Genomic DNA, 1,888 nt, shown 5'->3' on the forward strand with positions numbered 1-1,888 from the left:
GATCGCAAACAAGACACCTTGTTTTCTTGCCTAAATGACGCCTTTTACTACACCGGTGGTGTACCTGAAGAAATCTGGTTCGACAATATGAAGACGGTCGTGGATCATTCGAGAACGCAATTCTCAAAAGCCCAATTGAATGAACGTTTTTATGCCTTCAGTAAAGACGCCGGTTTTCAGACGATGGTTTGTCGGCCCTTCCGACCACAGACTAAAGGCAGTGTCGAGGCTTTAGCCCGAGCGGTTGAACGATTGCGCGTCTATAATCACGAGTTCTATGACAGCGTGGATTTAATCCACATCGTCAATGAATTATGTGAAGAAATGAATTCGGAAGTGAGCCAAGCGACCAATGAAATTCCCAATCTCCGGTGGGAGATAAATGAAAAAGAGCACCTACACAAATTGAAGAAAGACCTTTTAACACCTTACTTTGAAGACTTTATTACCCGTAAAGTCACCAATGAGGCCATGGTCAATTTCCGTCAGTGTAAGTACTCTGTCGACCCTCGTTATATCGGAAAAGAAGTTGAAGTGGAACTTTCCGAAAACGAAGAGCTCGTGCACTTCTATTATAACGGAGAGCGGATTCGTTCGCATCAGATAACCACAAAAAAATTAAATTACCACCAAGAGGATTTGGTCCAGATTTTAAAATCAGATGTCATGAGCCACAAAGAAGAGGACGAAATACAGGAACACATTAGGCAGAGTATGAAATTATATGATTTATTGGAGGCAGACACCAATGAGTAGTTCATATCAAAAACTATTAAACAATCTAGAAGCCTTAAACTTAGGCTTTATGCGAGAATATGTGCCAAATTACATAGATATCGTAAATGAACAAGAGATTCCCTTTACAGAAGCTCTTTTGAAACTCACAGAGCAGGAGCTGGTCTTTCAAGAGGAACAGAAAGTTGAGCGCGTCATCAAACGCGCTCGCTTTCCTAAACGAACCACTTTAGATGAATTCGATTTTGATTTTCAGCCCAGCATCAATAAAAAAGAAATCCTCGACTTAAAATCCTTGGGATTTTTAGAGAAAAAGGAAAACCTCATTTTCATTGGGAACCCAGGCGTCGGCAAAACACATCTCGTCATTGCCTTAGGCATTGAAGCCTGTCGACAGGGCCATCGGACCTTGTTTATCAGTTGTCATGAACTCCTTTTGCGCCTGCGATCAGCATATGAGAAAGGCACGATTGAACGAGTGATCAAACGATACGTCCGATATGATGTATTGATTATCGATGAAATTGGCTATCTGCCCATTCAAAAAGTTGAGGCCGATCTCTTCTTTCAATTACTCACCTTGCGATATGAGCAGAAAACAACCATGGTTACTTCAAATATTACATTATCCCGCTGGGGCGAACTCTTCCAAAACACTGAAATAGCCGCCGCCATTTTAGACCGGCTGGTCCATCATGCGAAGATATTCAAAATCACTGGAAAGTCCTATCGTCTCAAAGGAAAATTAAAAAGTGACTAGCTAGTTAAATTGCCCAAAACCTACATTTTTAGATTGCCGAATACCTACAATTTTAAATTGCCCTTGACAACTGTCCGAACGGTTCGGCAAACTCCCGTTGGAAGACTGAATATTGCATTCCAAAAGAGCCACCTGTGCGGAGTTTAGAGCCACTGAATGTGCGAAAGAGAACCAGCCAATGCATATGAGAGAGCCAGTCCAATAAACCCATCCAACACATCAAACTTTCTGTATAATTGAGGTCATGCCCAAGGGCATACACAATTATAGAGGAGGTGTTTATGGCAATATAGAAATGCAGAAGATTGCAATGAATAAGTACATAGTCTGGCAATAAAAAAAGGCCTTGTTAGCCTCCCAATAATCCTCTAAAGTTTAAGTTACGACGCTTAA

General features: G+C 41.4%; 2 protein-coding genes. Both read left to right on the forward strand.

What is annotated here, in order from left to right; all coding sequences use genetic code 11:
- Positions 1-756 (forward strand): Mu transposase domain-containing protein (locus tag G470_RS0111575; RefSeq protein ID WP_028274928.1); only part of this gene is annotated, 756 nt, incomplete at its 5' end.
- Positions 749-1,495, forward strand: a complete 747-nt coding sequence (istB, locus tag G470_RS0111580) for an IS21-like element helper ATPase IstB (protein WP_028274929.1) — start codon at positions 749-751, stop codon at positions 1,493-1,495. The genes G470_RS0111575 and istB, both read left to right, overlap by 8 nt.
- Positions 1,496-1,888 lie beyond the last annotated feature (393 nt).

It is taken from the genome of Atopococcus tabaci DSM 17538 (assembly GCF_000429585.1).
Lineage (GTDB): Bacteria > Bacillota > Bacilli > Lactobacillales > Carnobacteriaceae_A > Atopococcus > Atopococcus tabaci.